Annotated in this window: 13 protein-coding genes and 1 riboswitch; of the genes, 1 reads left to right on the top strand and 12 read right to left on the bottom strand. The window is 73.8% G+C overall.

Annotated features, from left to right (window positions below; genetic code table 11):
• Nucleotides 1-43 precede the first annotated feature (43 nt).
• From ABZX40_RS20155 to ABZX40_RS20120, 8 genes are all read right to left on the bottom strand, one after another.
• The gene (locus ABZX40_RS20155; RefSeq protein WP_355733676.1) at nucleotides 44-817 is read right to left on the bottom strand and encodes an ABC transporter ATP-binding protein; all 774 of its coding nucleotides are present in this window, start codon (nucleotides 815-817) and stop codon (nucleotides 44-46) included.
• The gene (locus ABZX40_RS20150) at nucleotides 814-1,890 is read right to left on the bottom strand and encodes an iron ABC transporter permease (protein WP_355733925.1); all 1,077 of its coding nucleotides are present in this window, start codon (nucleotides 1,888-1,890) and stop codon (nucleotides 814-816) included. Before ABZX40_RS20150 ends, ABZX40_RS20155 begins: the two co-directional genes overlap by 4 nt.
• Nucleotides 1,891-1,892: 2 nt before the next feature.
• The gene (locus tag ABZX40_RS20145) at nucleotides 1,893-2,951 is read right to left on the bottom strand and encodes an ABC transporter substrate-binding protein (protein ID WP_355733673.1); all 1,059 of its coding nucleotides are present in this window, start codon (nucleotides 2,949-2,951) and stop codon (nucleotides 1,893-1,895) included.
• Nucleotides 2,952-2,998: 47 nt separating this feature from the next.
• A riboswitch (cobalamin riboswitch) is annotated at nucleotides 2,999-3,148 on the bottom strand.
• A gap of 70 nt (nucleotides 3,149-3,218) precedes the next feature.
• Nucleotides 3,219-3,968: a class I SAM-dependent methyltransferase gene (locus tag ABZX40_RS20140; RefSeq protein ID WP_355733671.1), complete on the bottom strand. Its 750-nt coding sequence runs from the start codon at nucleotides 3,966-3,968 to the stop codon at nucleotides 3,219-3,221.
• Nucleotides 3,965-5,179: an MFS transporter gene (locus ABZX40_RS20135; protein WP_355733668.1), complete on the bottom strand. Its 1,215-nt coding sequence runs from the start codon at nucleotides 5,177-5,179 to the stop codon at nucleotides 3,965-3,967. Before ABZX40_RS20135 ends, ABZX40_RS20140 begins: the two co-directional genes overlap by 4 nt.
• Nucleotides 5,172-6,419, bottom strand: coding sequence for an ATP-grasp domain-containing protein (locus ABZX40_RS20130; RefSeq protein ID WP_355733665.1), 1,248 nt, complete (start codon nucleotides 6,417-6,419; stop codon nucleotides 5,172-5,174). The genes ABZX40_RS20135 and ABZX40_RS20130 overlap by 8 nt, the downstream gene beginning before the upstream one ends.
• On the bottom strand, nucleotides 6,416-7,438 hold the full coding sequence (locus ABZX40_RS20125; protein WP_355733662.1) for a cysteine synthase family protein: 1,023 nt from the start codon (nucleotides 7,436-7,438) through the stop codon (nucleotides 6,416-6,418). Before ABZX40_RS20125 ends, ABZX40_RS20130 begins: the two co-directional genes overlap by 4 nt.
• Entirely contained in the window at nucleotides 7,435-8,391 is a 957-nt protein-coding gene (locus ABZX40_RS20120; RefSeq protein ID WP_355733659.1) for a hypothetical protein, read from the bottom strand. The genes ABZX40_RS20125 and ABZX40_RS20120 overlap by 4 nt, the downstream gene beginning before the upstream one ends.
• A 433-nt stretch (nucleotides 8,392-8,824) precedes the next feature.
• Here ABZX40_RS20120 and ABZX40_RS20115 point away from each other — a divergent pair, with 433 nt between their 5' ends.
• Nucleotides 8,825-9,169 (top strand): hypothetical protein, encoded by a 345-nt coding sequence (locus ABZX40_RS20115; RefSeq protein ID WP_355733657.1) that lies wholly within the window; start codon nucleotides 8,825-8,827, stop codon nucleotides 9,167-9,169.
• Nucleotides 9,170-9,218: 49 nt separating this feature from the next.
• Here ABZX40_RS20115 and ABZX40_RS20110 read toward each other — a convergent pair whose 3' ends face one another.
• The 4 genes from ABZX40_RS20110 to ABZX40_RS20095 are packed head-to-tail and all read right to left on the bottom strand — an operon-like array spanning nucleotide 9,219 to nucleotide 13,763.
• A complete protein-coding gene (locus ABZX40_RS20110) occupies nucleotides 9,219-10,028 on the bottom strand; it encodes an ECF transporter S component (RefSeq protein ID WP_355733654.1) in 810 nt (269 codons plus the stop codon).
• Nucleotides 10,025-11,668 carry an ATP-binding cassette domain-containing protein gene (locus ABZX40_RS20105; protein ID WP_355733651.1) on the bottom strand — a complete coding sequence of 548 codons (1,644 nt, stop codon included), beginning with the start codon at nucleotides 11,666-11,668 and terminating at the stop codon, nucleotides 10,025-10,027. Before ABZX40_RS20105 ends, ABZX40_RS20110 begins: the two co-directional genes overlap by 4 nt.
• A complete protein-coding gene (locus ABZX40_RS20100) occupies nucleotides 11,665-12,840 on the bottom strand; it encodes an energy-coupling factor transporter transmembrane component T (RefSeq protein WP_355733648.1) in 1,176 nt (391 codons plus the stop codon). Before ABZX40_RS20100 ends, ABZX40_RS20105 begins: the two co-directional genes overlap by 4 nt.
• A 5-nt stretch (nucleotides 12,841-12,845) precedes the next feature.
• Complete coding sequence (locus tag ABZX40_RS20095) at nucleotides 12,846-13,763, bottom strand: hypothetical protein (protein ID WP_355733645.1); 918 nt, start codon at nucleotides 13,761-13,763, stop codon at nucleotides 12,846-12,848.
• Between the last annotated feature and the right edge of the window lie 117 nt (nucleotides 13,764-13,880).

Raw genomic sequence — 13,880 nt, 5'->3', positions numbered from 1 at the left:
CGCGCAGTTCCCCGCGCCCCTAAAGGGGCGCGTCCGGCTCCCCTCATGTCGGTAGGAACGTCACCTGTGGGGCTCCCGTCCGGGGATGGACCGCGACCTCCGCCGTCACCCCGTACACCTTCGCCAGTAGCTGGGGTGTGAGGACCTCTCCCGGGGGGCCGGAGGCCGTGACGTGGCCCTCGTGGAGGACGTACAGGCGGTCGCAGTAGTACGCGGCGAGGTTGAGGTCGTGCAGGGCGACCAGGACCGTGGCGGGCAGCTCCCGCAGCGCGGCGAGGACGGCGAGCTGATGGCGGATGTCGAGATGGTTGGTCGGCTCGTCCAGCACCAGCAGCGCCGGCTGCTGGGCGAGCGCGCGGGCGATCAGCACCCGCTGGCGCTCACCGCCGGACAGCTCGTCGAAGGGCCGGTCGGCGAGCGCGGCGGCGTCGACCGCGGCGAGCGCGGCGGCGATGAGACGCAGATCGTCCCCGGTGTCGCCGTCGAGGAGGCGTTTGTGCGGGGTGCGGCCCATCGCGACCACCTCGCGGACCGTCAGATCGAAGTCGGCGCCCGCCTCCTGCACCACCGCCGCCACCGTCCGGGCCAGCCGCCGCACCGGCAGCGTCCAGGCGTCCGCCCCGTCCACCCGGACCGTGCCCGCCACCGGGCGCAGCACCCGGTACACGGCCCGCAGCAGACTGGACTTGCCGCTGCCGTTGGGGCCGACCAGGCCGATCACCTCGCCCCGCCCGGCGCTCAGCGACACCTCCTCCACCAGCCGCCGGGTGCCCGCGGTGAGCGTGACCGCGTCCACGACGAGTTCGGCCGGGCTCATGCCCCTCCTCGATCCGTACCGCGCCGGGCGTCCCGGCGCATCAACCACAGGAAGAACGGTCCGCCGCACAACGCCGTGAGCACCCCGACCGGGATCTCCAGCGGCGCGGCCACCGTCCGGGCGGCCACATCGGCCCAGACCAGGAACACCGCCCCGCCCAGCGCGGCCGTCGGCAGCACCCGGCGGTGGTCGCCGCCCACCAGCAGCCGCACCACATGCGGCAGCATCAGCCCGACGAAGCCGATCGGCCCGGCCGCCGCCACCAGCACCCCCGTGACCAGCGACAGCAGCACGAACATCCGGGCCCGGAACCGGGCCACGTCCAGCCCCATCGTGGTCGCCGCCTCCTCACCCGCCAGCAGCAGATTCAGATTCCGGGCCTGCACCAGCAGCACCCCGACCCCGGTGGCGAGCGCGGCCACCGGCAGCCACAGCGTGCCCCAGCTGACCCCGCCGAGCCCGCCCAGCGTCCAGGCCAGCACCTCGCGTGCCTGGTTGCCCCGGTCGGCGGTGAGCAGCAGCAGATTCATCGCCGCGGTGAGCACCGCCGCGATCGCCACCCCGGCCAGCACCAGCCGTACGGAGGTGATCCGGCCGCCGGTGCGGGCGGTGGCGTACACCAGCATCAGTGAGCCCAGGGCGCCCGCGAAGGCCGCCACCGAGAGCGACACCGGCCCCAGCACGGTCAGCCCGAACACGATCACCACGACCGCCCCGAGCGACGCCCCGGAGGACACCCCGAGGAGATAGGGCTCGGCCAGCGGATTGCGCAGCAGGGCCTGCATCGCCGTCCCCACCACCGCGAGCCCGGCACCGGCCACCGCGCCCAGCAGCACCCGCGGCGCGCGCACGTCCAGCACGATGGTCTCCCGGGCCCCGGACCAGTCCGGCTCGACCCAGCCCGCGCCCAGCGCGTGGGTGACGATCCCCCACACCTGCCCCGGCGGCACCGGCACCGAGCCGATGGCCAGCGCCGCCGTCATGGAGGCCAGCAGCAGGAGGGTGAGGATGAGCAGCGTCCCGGTGAGCGTCAGCCGCCGCCCCACCGCCCCGGCCCGGTCGGCGACGGGCAGCGTCACTCGAAGCGCTCCGGGTGCAGCGCGGGCGCCAGGTCCTCGACGGCGTACGCCGACCGGATACCGACCAGGGCCGCCGTCAGCGGCAGTACCGTGAACCGCTCGTTCTTGATGGCCGGTACGTCCGCGAGGGCGGGCTGCGCGAGCAGGAACTCCTTCTTCCGTTCGACGCTGCCCGCCCCGGCGTAGTCGTAGATGGCGATGACCTCGGGCTTGCGCTCGACGACCTGCTCCCAGGAGACGTCCCCGAAGACCTCGTCCAGGTCGGCGAAGACGTTCTCGCCGCCCGCCAGCCGGATCAGCTCGCTGCCCAGCCCCTTGCCGCCCGCCGTGAACGCGGACTTGTCGCCGCTGTCGTAGACGAACACCGGCACCGGGTCCGCGCCCTCGACGGCGGCGGACGCCTTCTCCACCCGGTCCTCAAGGTCGGCGACCAGGTCGTCCGCCCGCTGCGGCACCCCGAAGATGTCGCCGACGGTGCGGATCTCGTCGTAGGTGTCCTTCATGGTCACCGACTGGTTCTCGGCGCAGTACTCGCGGTTGAGGTAGGTGTCGATGCCCGTGTCGGTGAACGCCTTGCGGGAGCGGCCCTCGTTGTCGGCGAAGGCGCTGCCGTAGCCGCCGTAGACCAGATCGGGTTCGGCCTCCAGGATCGTCTCGAACGACGGTTCCTTCTCGGCCAGTTCCGGGATCGCCTCGAAATCGGCCTCCAGTTCGGGCAGTACCGCCGAGTCGGGGAACGCGGTGCCGACCATGCGGTCCTTCAGGCCCAGCGCGAGCATCAGCTCCGCCGGGTGCTGGTGGATGGTGACGACCCGCTCGGGCGGGGCGTCGTAGGTCGTGCTCACCCCGCAGTTCTCGACGGTGAGGGGGAACCCGGCGGCCTTCGTGCCCGACGGTTTCGGGTCGTCGGCTGCCGGGTCGTCCGAGGCGCCGCAGCCGGCGGCGAGCAGCATCGCCGACAGGGCGAGCGCCGTGACCCGTACGGCACGGGCGGGCACATGGGCAGGCACCCGGGCAGGGGTGGACAGCGGGGGACGGGACAGGCCGTCGTACACGGTGAAGCCTCCTGGGGAGTCCGCGCTCCTCGGAACGGGCCCGCGACAGGCCAGTGTCCTGACTCCCGGATCGACGTTCTCCCCCCGCCTTCCCGCGCCGCGCGCAGTGGCATGCAGAAGGGTGCACTCCCCGGTCACAGTGGCGGGACCGTGCCGGACTCGCACCGGCTTCCTGATTCCCGTCGCGGTGTTGACCTCGTGATCCTACGTTCCGTCCGGTCCTGGTCAAAGGTCGGGGATGTCACACCCCGGGCTCCGGCGGACCCCTTACGCCTCGCGGACCGCCCGCAGCACCAGCCGCTCCGCGTTCTCGTCGTAGGGGCGGCCGTCGAAGCCGCCGAAGATCTCCACCCGGCCGAACCCGGCCTCCTCGGCCATCCGCCGCAGCTCCACCGCGCTGTAGACGAACCACACCAGGGTGGCCCGGGTCACCCGGTCGCCCCGCACCAGCACCCAGTCGCTGCGCAGCCGCGCCCAGTCGTCCAGCACGGTATCCGTCTGCACCATCAGATCCTCCCCGCGCCGCACCACCTTCGGCGGGGTCACCCGGCGGGCCAGCAGTTCCTTGCCCGCGAGATCCAGCACCAGCGTGCCGCCCGGCACGAGGCAGTCGTACATGGTCCGCAGCACCCGCGCGTTGTCCGCCGGGTCCTCGAAGTAGCCGAACGAGGTGAACAGATTGAGGACGATGTCGAAGGCGCCGGGCGCGCTGTAGGCGCGGGCGTCGGCGCGGACATGGGTGACCTCGGCGCCCGACCCGGCCGCGTGCTTGTGGGCCCGCTCCAGCAGGGGCGCGCTGCGGTCCACCCCGGTGACGATGTGGCCGCGCAGGGCCAGCGGCACGGTGAACACCCCCGGACCGCAGCACAGGTCCAGGACCCGGGAGGCCGCCGGGAAGGCCAGCAGGGGTGAGCCGCCGACGAGTTCGGCGGCCTGGGTGTGGCGCTGCTCGGAGAAGAGGAAGTCATGGAACTCGGTCCAGAAGTCGTCGTCCTGGAACCCGCCGGTCTCGGTCATGAGGGCTCGGTCTCCTTCGTCGTGGAGGGGATCACCGCGGCGGGCCGGGGGCCGCGGCGCAGGGTCAGCAGCAGCGGGGGCAGCAGCAGGCACTGGGCGGCGGCCAGCAGCCAGAAGGCGCCGGTGTTCCCGGCCTGTGCGCCGAGCCCGTAGAGCTGGCCGCCCAGGATGCCGCTGGCGCAGGCGCCGAGTCCCGCCGCCAGCCGCTGCTGGCCGAAGACCACCGCGTCGGAGCGGGGGCTGCGGGCCAGTGCCTCCAGGTCGTTCTTGAGGAACAGCACGATGTCGCCCAGCGTGATCAGCGCCCCGCCCGCCAGCAGTGCCGGACGGCTCCCGACGGCCAGCACCGCCAGCCCGCCCGCCAGCCCCGCGAACCCGACCGCGAGGGCGAGCGCGTACGGCATCCGGCGGATCAGGCCCGACGCGAGCGGCTGGACGACGATCACCAGGGCGAAGCACAGCAGCAGCACCAGGCTGTAGAACGCGCTGGAGGCCCGCTCGACCGCGTACACCGCCAGGAAGTGCTGGAAGTGGAAGTAGAGGTAGAAGGCGAGGAGGTTGGCGGCGAAGGGCAGGGCCGCCACCCCGGTCAGCAGCCCGCCGGGGGCACCGCCCGTATGCCCCTCGCCGACCGCCGGGAGCCGGGCGTGCCCGACGGTGACCAGCGCGAACAGCGCGGTCACCGCGACGAACAGCCAGCCCGGCGACGACAGCACGAACGGCCCGGCGATGAGCGGACCGACCGCCATCCCGGCGTTGAGCGCCGCGTTGCCCGCCGACAGGAACGCCGGCCGGCGCTCCTCGGCCACCCCGTGCACCAGATAGGCCTTGTTCGCCGGCAGATACAGCGCCGCCCCGCAGCACGTCAGGATCAGCGCCGGGACCGCCAGCGGCGGCCAGCGCAGCGCCGCCAGCATGCCCAGGAACCCGGCCGTGCGGATCACCAGCGCCCACAGCATCGTGCGGCGCAGCCCGATCCGGTCGGCCAGCGCCCCGCCCGCGATCCCGCCGGAGAACTGCACCAGCGACGCCGCCGCGAGCACCACCCCGACCGTGCCGAGCCCCATCCCGAGCCGCTCGTGCAGGAACACCGACATGAACGGCAGCACCATGAAACTGCCGAGCGGGATCAGGAACGAGCTGAGCAGCAGAAAGCGCAGCGGCCCGGTGAGGGTGGCGAGCCACCGCCCGCCGGGGACCGCTTCACCCATCCGACGGCCGTTCGCGGAACGGCTCGGTGAGCACCCGCACCCCGTTCGCGGCGGCCACCGCCCGGTGGGTGGCCAGCTCGGCCGTCTCCGCCTCCGCGTACACGATCCCGGCGTAGCCCCGGCTGTCCGCCAGATGCTCCACCCGGTCACCGACCGCCTTCACCGGATACCAGGCGGGCGACCCCGGCAGCTCCGCCAGCCGCTCCAGACCGGACACCCCGCTGAACACCCCCGGCGCCGCCGGATAGCCCAGCACGAACGCGACCGCCGGACCGCCGGGCGGGTCCGCGTCCATCAGCCCCGGGCGCCGCCCGAGCGCGGCCTCGACCATCGCCTCGTACACATTGACCCCCAGCGCCCGGCACAGGCCCTCGCCGACCAGGGCGCCGCCGATCCGGGGGTTGATCTCCACCAGCTCCGGCCCGTCGGCGGTCAGCACGAACTCCACATGTGCGAACCGGTCGGTGTAGCCGACGGCCGCCAGCAGCCGGTCGAGCCAGCCCTCCAGCGCCGTCCGCCGCGCCTCGGGGAACGCCACCGGGAACGCCGTGATCTCCTCCCGGAAGTACGGCTCCGGCGACATCAGCCGGCTGGACACCCCGAGCAGCCGGGTCCGCCCCGCCCAGGTGAGGGTCTCGGCGCTGTAGACCGGCCCGCCGAAGTAGGGCTCGGCGAAGATCCGCCCCTTCAGCGCCCCCCGCTCACCGGCCCCGGCCGACTCGGTGAGCGCGGTGTCGAGTTCGGCCTCGTCCCGCACCAGCCACACATTCTGGCTCCCGGTGCCCGCCGAGTCCTTCAGCACGGCGGGCAGCCCGATCTCCTTGAGCAGCAGCTCGCGCAGCTCGCCCGGCGCCGCCGTCAGCGCCCGGCCCCGGGACAGCCCGGCCGTGTGCAGCAGTGCGCGGACGGCCGCCTTGTCCCGGGTCAGCCGCAGCACGGCCGGGTCGAGGCCGGGCAGGGCGAAGCGGGCGGCCAGTTCGGCGCCGACCAGCATCCAGGTGTCGGTGGAGCTGATCAGCCCGCGCAGCTCGGGCGTCCGGCGCAGCAGCCCGGCCACGCCCTCCACATCGAAGGTGTCGGTCTCCATCACGTCCAGCGCCCCGGGCGGCAGCCGCTCCAGCTCGAAGGCGTAGTAGGCGGGGTCACGGGTGAGCAGGACCAGCCGCTCGCCGAGCGCGTCGGCGGCGCGGACCAGATGACCGAGTCCGAAGGTGAGGGACTCCAGCAGGACGACGCTCATGCCGCCCGCTCCTTCCACGCGGCGGGGCAGGGGGTGCGCTGCCAGGCCATGGTCGACCAGGGCATGGACAGCTCCTCGGGGTGCGCGATCTCCACCGGCTTCAGCGCGGCCGGTGCCAGCGCCTCCCGGTGCCGGACGAAGACCCGCTCCACATAGCGGTGACCGGTGTCGGCGCCGATCACCAGATGCAGTCGGTCGGGATGGCGGCGCGCCTCGTGCCCGGCGGCCAGATATCCGGCGCCGGTGGACAGCCCCGCGAACACCGCGTGATCGCGCAGCAGGGCGACCGCCCCGGCCATGGCGTGGGTGAAGTCCAGCCAGTGCAGGGCGTCGTAGAGCTGGTGGCGGACGTTGTCGAAGACGATGGACGAGCCGATCCCGGCGATGATCGCCTCCGGGTCGTGATGGTCCTGGCTGCCGAAGGTGACACTGCCGAACGGCTGGACGCCGACCAGCCGCACCGCCGGATCGGACCCCCGCAGCCGCTCCACGATCCCGCCGGTGGACGCCCCCGAGCCGACCCCGCCGACCACGGTCAGCGGACGGTCCGGGAAGGCGGCGAGAATCCGGTCGGCGACCTCGTGATAGCCGAGGTAGTGCACCTCGTCGTGGTACTGGCGCATCCAGTGGGTGCCGGGCCGGGCGGCGAGTATCTCCCGCACCCGACGCACCCTCAGCTCCTGGTCCAGCTTGAGGTTCCGGGACGGCCGGACCTGCTCGACGGTGGCGCCGAGCACTTCGAGCTGGGCGCGGGTGGTGGTGTCGACGGTGGTGGAGGCGACGATGTGGCAGTGCAGTCCGTAGCGGTGGCAGGCCAGCGCCAGGGCATAGGCGTAGATGCCGCTGGAGCTGTCGAGGAGGGTCTGCCCGGGGCGGATGGTGCCCCGCTCCAGCAGATGGCGGACGGCGGCGAGCGCCGAGTAGATCTTCATCGACTCGAACCGGATCAGCACCAGGCCGTCGGTGAGCCGTACCAGGTCGGGAACCTTCAGGGCGTCGGCGATGTGGGGGTGGATCACCCGTAGCCTCCTTGGGCGAATGAGCACTGGTGGCCGAGCGAGTGGAAGAAGGCGGACAGTTCTGACTTGACGTCGGGGTCGGGGCGGTGCGTGAACAGATAGCCGATGAGACAGCCGGTGTGGGCGACGAAGATCCCGTCGGCGCCGAACCGCTCCCGGTGGGCGAGCACGGCATCGAAGGACACCTTGGGCAGCACCTCCTGGGACAGCGCCGCACTGGCGGTCGCCGCCCGCGCCACCGCCCCGGGATCACCGGAGGAGAACCCTTTCAGCAGAGCGTCGAGACAGCGCTCGTACGAGGCGCCCCGCCGCCGGTAGTGGGCGAGCAGCGGCTCGGTGACGGCCCCGGTGTCCACGGTGCCGGGCTCGGTGATGTAGGCGGTGTGGAAGCCGAGCCGGGTCCCGAGACGGCGCACCACCCGGTGCCGGCCGCTGAGATGGAGCGCGAACTCGTCCAGGAAGACACTGTCGGCGCGCTCGATCCGGGCCAGCACGCCGAGCACCACCTCCAGGTCGTAGGGCAGCCCGAAGAGCCGGAACAGACAGCGCAGGGTCGCCACGATGTCCGCGGTCGAACTCGCCATCCCCACCCCGACCCGCAGATCGGAGTGGGCGCTCCAGCGGCCCGGCGGCAGGACCAGCCCGAACCGGTCCAGGAACAGCCCGGCCGCGGCGGCGGCCTTCGCCCCGAGCACGACCGGTTCGTCCGCCGCGGTGGCGGCGTCGTCCGGGGTGAAGTGCACCCAGGAGTGCCGGTCGACGGGGAACGACACCAGCGCGATGTCCGGCGCCGGCCCGGCCGCCAGCGGCCCCTGGTACAGCTCGCCCAGCGTGCCGTGACAGACCCCGGAGACCGTACGGGTCACCGGCTGCCGGGTCTCCTGGGCGTTCTCGGCCGGGCCGGGCACCGGCCGGGGCCGGTCCGTCCCGGCGACGGGCACTCGCGTCCTCACCTGGGGTTCCCCCTCCTGGTCCGAGCACTGACCGCGACCGGGAGCGAGGTGCGGCGCAACGTACGCCGGGCGGCTTTCATGAGCGTAAGCGGGGTGGTATGGCTGCGTCAGGAGTGCATCGGAGGGTTGTCCTGATGCGGTCGGTTGTCCCGATGCGACCGGGGACGGTGAGGTTGTCGGTTTCGGTGATGTGGCTGGTCACCCGTGGTGCCCTTGGGGAGTGTGTGACGTGCGGGGCCTGTGGGGCGGGGGGCGCGGATTGTCCGGAACGGGTCCCGGTCATCGGGATTGGACTAGTCCATACCGGGGCAGCGGGCGCGGAGGCGCGTGCCCCCGCACTCGCTGGGTAATGGCCAGAGGTGCAACTCACCTCTTACTCGCCGATCGGGAGCACACTGGAGGGCAGGGGGCGACCGAGAAGGAGGCTGAGGCCATGGCCTGGGCATCATGGACCACCCCCGGCGTCTTCAGCGGCCGGGGCGGCGTGGACACCGACGAGTCGGGCGTCGTCCACGGCGATCTGACCGTGCATACCACCTGGGACGGCACCGAGGTCGATGTGACCGTCCAGTACACGGGGACCTCCGATTGGTTCACCCTGGTCGGGAGCCCGGTGCGCTGCCCGTCCGAGGAGCACAGCCGGGCCCTGCACCAGGCGGTCGTGGCGGCGGTGCGGGCCGGCGGGGGAGCCACCCTGACCGGGGTGGCCGTCGGCGAGCTGGGCCCCACCGCGCCCCCGGCCCGGACGCTCTGGCCGACCCGGTCGGCCCGCGTCTGAAGGGCCCCCGGCATGCCGGGAGGGCCCCCGCCCGGCATGCCGGCCCCCGTCATCGCGGCCCCCGCTCCCGGGGCGCCGCGAATCTCACCGGTGCCCGGAAACGGGCCCTGCGGGCCGCCCGGCGGAAGCTGGTCAGGACCGCCGGGCCCGCCAGGGTGATGGCCACGAAGTTGGTGACCGCGCGACCCGTGTCCCAGCCCAGGGACGTGGCGATGTCGAAGGCGAGATAGCGCTGCCACTGCTCGGTGAACGGCAGACCGGGCAGATAGGCGATCGAGCTGTTCGGGTCGGTGGAGAACGGCCAGAAGGACAGATTGAGCAGAAAACCGAAGAGGTACCCGGACAGCGAGCCGTACACCGCCAGCATCATCACCTCCGCCCGCCCGCGCGCCCGGGGCAGGAACCCCGCCAGCATCCCCACGAACGCACAGCCGAACATCTGGTAGGGCATCCACGGCCCCACCCCGCCCGTGATCAGCGCCGAGGCGAACAGGGACGTGCAGCCCAGGGTGAAACCGAAGCCGGGCCCGTAGACCCGCCCGGCCAGGACCAGGACGAAGAACACGGTCTCGATACCGGCGGTCCCCGCGCCCAGCGGACGCAGGGCCGCGTTCACGGCGGACAGCACCCCCAGCATCGCCAGCGCCTTGGAGTCGATCCCGCCCTCGGCGATCTCCGACAGCACCACGCACAGCACCAGGATCAGCAGCACACCGAAGATCAGGGGCGGGGTGTACTGCGAGCCGAAGGTGCCGGGGGCGACGACGAACGGCCAGAAGAACGCCACCACCCCGAGCAGCGCGGCGAGCGTCATCACGGCACCGGCCCGCGGGGTGAGCCGGATGGCGGCGGAGGTCATGAGCGGTCCTCGCCCCCCTCCGGCACGGCGACCAGCGCGGCGGTCACCTGATTCACCGTCAGATAGGGCAGCGGCGCCAGGATCTTCGCCGTCTGCGGGGCGAACACCGGCGACGCGACGATGACCTCGGCCGTCGGGCCGTCGGCCACCACATCGCCCTCGGCCATCACCACCACCCGGTCGGCGGCCCGCGCCGCGAACTCGACATCGTGCGTGGAGATCACCACCGAGGTGCCGTCCGCGGCCAGGGTGTCGACGATGCCGATCAGCGCCGACTTGGCCCGGTAGTCCAGCCCCCGGGTCGGCTCGTCCAGCAGCAGCACCCGGGGCGCGGCACAGAGCTGGACGGCCAGCACGAGGGAGAGCCGCTGGCCCTCGGAGAGATCGCGGGGATGGACGGTCCCGGGGATGCCGGGCGCCAGCCGGTCCAGGATCTCCCGGGCCCGCCCGCCCCCGGACTCGGCGTCGGCCTGGTCGAGTTCCTGCTCGACGCTCTCCAGATAGAGCAGATCGGCCGGCGTCTGCGGCACCAGACCGACCAGCCGACGGGCACGGGCGGCCGGCACCTCGTGCGGATCGGTGTCGTCGGCACCGTCGGACACCCGCACACTGCCTCCGCTGCGCGGCCCCGACCCCTGGAGCGCCCACAGCAGCGACGACTTGCCCGAGCCGTTGCGGCCCATCAGCGCCGTGACCTCGCCCGCGCGCAGATCGAGATCCACCTCCCGGACCGCCGGGACACCCTGATAGGTGACGGTCACCCCGCGGGCCCGCAGCAGCCGGGGCCGCTGGGTGGGCGGCGCCGGACGGACCGGGCCGGGGGCGTGCTCGGCGAGCCGGGTGCGCAGCGGGGCGGCGGCGCGGCGGGCGTCCCGCACCGACAGGGGCAGCGGCGACCAGCGCGCCGCGCGGCCCAGTTCGGCGATCGGCGGGGCGATGGCGGAGGTCCGCAGGATCTCCGGGGCCGGGCCGATCCGGGCGCGGCCGTCGCCGGGGAGATGGATGACCCGGTCCGCGTACTGCACCACCCGCTCCAGCCGGTGCTCCGCCATCAGCACGGTGACACCCAGGTCGTGGACCAGCCGGGTCACGGCGGACAGCACCTCCTCGGCGGCCGTCGGGTCCAGCGCCGAGGTGGGTTCGTCCAGGACCAGGACGCGCGGATGGGCGGTGAGGACCGAGCCGATGGCGACCCGCTGCTGCTGCCCGCCGGAGAGCCGGTACAGCGCGCGGTGGCGCAGATCCGCCAGCCCCAGCAGATCGAGGGTCTCCTCGACCCGCTTGCGCATGGTGGCCGGTGGGATCGCCAACTGCTCCATGGCGTAGGCGAGTTCCTCCTCCACCGTGTCGGTGACGAAACCGTCCGCCGGGTCCTGGCCCACCACCCCCACCACATCCGCCAGTTCACGCGGCGGATGCGCGGCGGTGTCCCGGCCGTCGACCGTGACCCGCCCGTACAGGGTGCCGCCCGTGAAGTGCGGGACCAGGCCGTTGACCGCCCCGAGCAGGGTGGACTTACCGGTGCCGGTGTGGCCGACGACCAGGCACAGTTCGCCCTCCTCCACCGTGAGATCCACCTCCCGCAGGGCGGGTTCGGGTGCGCCGTCGTACTGGAGGGAGACCTGCTCGAAGGTGATCACGGGCGTTCCGCTCTCTCGGCCGCGCGCGGGCCGACCGGCTCCGGGGGCGGCGCCACGAACCCCGCCGTGCCCGCCAGCAGGATCGCCAGGGTCGGGACGAGCGGCAGCTCGGGCCAGCTGAGGGGGTAGTAGGTCGGGTTGAGCTGGGCCGGGTCGTAGCCGAGGCTGCTCAGCAGCAGCACGGCGGCCAGCAGACCACTGCCCGCCACCGCCCACTCGGGCAGCCGCCAGGGATCCGGCCGGTAGGTGGTCCGGGTCACCCGGCGCCCGCCCAGCCGCAGCCCCGCCACGCACAGCGCCGCCCCCACCGCCATCGCGGGCAGCCCCAGGAACGCGGGCGCGGTCGCGTCCAGCAGCCCGTACGCCCCCGCGCACAGCCCGCACATGCCGAGCAGCAGCAGCGCCCCGGTGATCCGCCGGGAGCGGCGGGTGGCGGTGCCCGCCCGGCCGTAGCCGCGCGAGTCCATGGCGGCGGCCAGCCGCAGCGAGCGCTCCAAAGCGTCCTCAAGGACCGGGACGACGATCCCGCGCAGCGCCCGCAGCCCCTGGGTGCGCCCGGCCCGCAGCCGCCGGGCCCGCGCCACCCGCTGCACACTCAGCACCAGTTGCGGGGCGACACTGATCGCCACCGTCACCGCGACCCCCAGTTCGTACAGCGCGCCCGGCAGCACCCGCAGCGCCCGCTTGGGGTTGGCGAGGGTGTTGGCGGCGCCGATGCAGCACAGCATGCACGCCAGCCGCAGCCCCTCCGTCGCCGCCGACAGCAGCGCCTCCAGCGACACCGGCCCGCCCAGCTGGATACCCGCGTACCAGTCCGGGGTGGGGATCCGGGGCAGCGCGAACAGGAAGTGGTCGGTGGGCTGGATGCCGGTGGCGAACACCGCCCGGAACACCACCCGGATCGCCACCACCGTCAGCGCCAGATACAGGTAGTACTTGAAACCCCGCGCCCAGGGCGCCTCGGTGCGCCGCGCCGACACCACATAGCCCAGCACCGCCAGCACCAGGAACAGCAGCAGCGGATTGTTGGTCCGGCTGGCGGCGGTCGCAAGCGCCAGCGCCCAGATCCACCAGGCCACCGGATGCAGGATCCGCGGCAGCCGCCTCCCCCGCGGATCGGGAAGCACCCCGGAACCGGCGGACCCCGCCCCCGAGACCGCCGTACGCGTCACCCCGGTCACCCGGTACGACGGCGGCGGCGGGCCGCGAAGACCGCCGCGCCGCCCACCAGGGCGACCAGGGCCGCGCCGGTGACCACCGGCAGCAGGGACCCGCTGTCGTGCGGGGCGTCGGCCGCCGGGGCGGCGTCCACCACGGTCGGACCGGGGCTGGGGGCCGCCCGCGCGGGCGCGCTGGTCGACGGGCTGGTCGACGGGCTCGGGGTGGGGCTCTTGCCAGCAGATTTCTTCGGGGTCGGCTTCTGCGTGGCGGACGGTTTCTTCGGTGGCTCGGTGGTGGGGGGCCGCTCCGGGGCGGGGCCGGTGTCGACGTCCGGGGGGAGCGGGGGTGCCTTCTCGTCGGCGGTCTGCGGGGCCGCGCTCCCCTGCGGGCGGGTGTTCTTGGCGCGGAGCTGGTCGGGCGTGACCGTGGGGCGGCCCTCGGTGCCCTCGATGTTCGTGCCGCCGAAGATCCACAGATCGACGCTGCCCGGCTTCGGCTGGTAGAGCATCGCGCCGAGCTGGCTGTAACTCCAGTCCTGCTGCCCGGGGTCGGCGTGCCAGTACGACCAGTACGCGGAGGCGGGCGGGGTCAGCACACAGTCGTCCTCGCCGGCGGTCGGGTACTGGCGGCCGTTCTGGTGGCCGCTGTAGCCGATCCGGCAGATGAACGCCGGGCCGTCGTGACCGGTGCCGGTGGTGCGCCAGCCGCCCTGGTTGAGCAGCTCGTAGCCGGTGGTCGGGGTGGTGCCGCAGGAGCGCAGGACGGGGCCGCCCCAGTGGCTGAAGTCGACGGCCAGGACCACACCGGAGGTGGTGGTGCACTGCCCCATCGGCCGGGGGTCGGCCGCCGCCGGGGTGGTGGTCGCGGTCAGGGCGGCGGCGGTGAGGCCGAGGGCGGCCGTCATCCGCACCGCCGCGCCCGGCAGCCGCCTCATCGCCCGTCTCCCGCGGTGGGGCGGGGGCGGGGCGCGCCCCCCCCCCCCCCCCCCCCCCCCCCCCCCCCCCCCCCCCCCCCCCCCCCCCCGGGGGGGGGGGGGCGGGGGGCGGCGGGG

This window comes from Streptomyces sp. NPDC004610, from assembly GCF_040609715.1.
In the GTDB taxonomy this organism is placed as follows: domain Bacteria; phylum Actinomycetota; class Actinomycetes; order Streptomycetales; family Streptomycetaceae; genus Streptomyces.
This window is presented reverse-complemented; position numbering and strand designations above follow the sequence as displayed.

Excerpts from the sequence above, each read along its gene's own strand:
- ABZX40_RS20155 (WP_355733676.1), bottom strand. The coding sequence starts at position 817 with ATGAGCCCGGCCGAACTCGTCGTGGACGCGGTCACGCTCACCGCGGGC.
- ABZX40_RS20140 (WP_355733671.1), bottom strand. The coding sequence starts at position 3,968 with ATGACCGAGACCGGCGGGTTCCAGGACGACGACTTCTGGACCGAGTTC.
- ABZX40_RS20135 (WP_355733668.1), bottom strand. The coding sequence starts at position 5,179 with ATGGGTGAAGCGGTCCCCGGCGGGCGGTGGCTCGCCACCCTCACCGGG.
- ABZX40_RS20130 (WP_355733665.1), bottom strand. The coding sequence starts at position 6,419 with ATGAGCGTCGTCCTGCTGGAGTCCCTCACCTTCGGACTCGGTCATCTG.
- ABZX40_RS20115 (WP_355733657.1), top strand. The coding sequence starts at position 8,825 with ATGGCCTGGGCATCATGGACCACCCCCGGCGTCTTCAGCGGCCGGGGC.
- ABZX40_RS20110 (WP_355733654.1), bottom strand. The coding sequence starts at position 10,028 with ATGACCTCCGCCGCCATCCGGCTCACCCCGCGGGCCGGTGCCGTGATG.
- ABZX40_RS20095 (WP_355733645.1), bottom strand. The coding sequence starts at position 13,763 with ATGAGGCGGCTGCCGGGCGCGGCGGTGCGGATGACGGCCGCCCTCGGC.